Below are 689 nucleotides of genomic sequence, written 5' to 3'. Positions count from 1 at the left end.
GCGGGAGACGAGGTCCGCGGCCCGGCGGCAGGCACGGCTGCGACGGGTGTCCCCGGGGACGTTGGCCAGCTGGCCCAGCACGTCGATGACCTGCCGCGCCCAGCGGACGAAGTCGCCCGCGGCGAGGTCCGCGCCGTCAAGGGTGCGGCGCAGGGTGGCGCCCCGCACCCAGCGGTGCATGGGTGCCACCAGCCCGGGGTCCGTCCGGGGCGTCGGCTCGAGCCGGGCCTGGGCCTCGTCCGTGCGCAGGCGCTCCTCGATGCGCTCGGCGGCCTCCGCGACGCGCGCGAGCCGGGGGGTCGGCATCGGGACCAGTCCGGGCTCGGTCTCCCCCTTGCCCTGGTACACGAGCAGCGCGGCGACGGCGGCCCACTCCTCCGGCGTCAGGCCGTCCATGGCCGGATCCTGCAGCACCAGCGAGGTGAACAGGTCCCGCTCGCCGTAGATCCGGCGCAGGGCCCCGCCGCGCTCCGTGAGCGCCGCACGGGGTGAGGGCGCGTCCTCCTGCACGTAGCCGTAGGCGCGCAGCAGACCGACCACGCGGTCGAACGTGCGGGCGATGGTGTTGGTGCGGCCCGCGATGCGCTCCCTCAGGACGGAGACCTCCCGCCGCATGGCCCACCAGCGGTCGCCCCAGCGGGCGTGCTCCTCGCGGTCCTGGCAGCCGTGGCACGGGTGGCGGCGCAGCG

The 689-nt window shown here is 76.9% G+C and carries 1 pseudogene; it reads right to left on the bottom strand.

Going from position 1 to position 689, the window contains the following annotated elements:
- Nucleotides 1–689 (bottom strand): annotated as a pseudogene (locus tag D8M29_RS12975) (RNA helicase); the annotation flags it as partial.

It is taken from the genome of Micrococcus sp. HSID17227, from assembly GCF_003989405.1.
In the GTDB taxonomy this organism is placed as follows: Bacteria; Actinomycetota; Actinomycetes; order Actinomycetales; family Micrococcaceae; genus Micrococcus; species Micrococcus luteus.
This window is presented reverse-complemented; position numbering and strand designations above follow the sequence as displayed.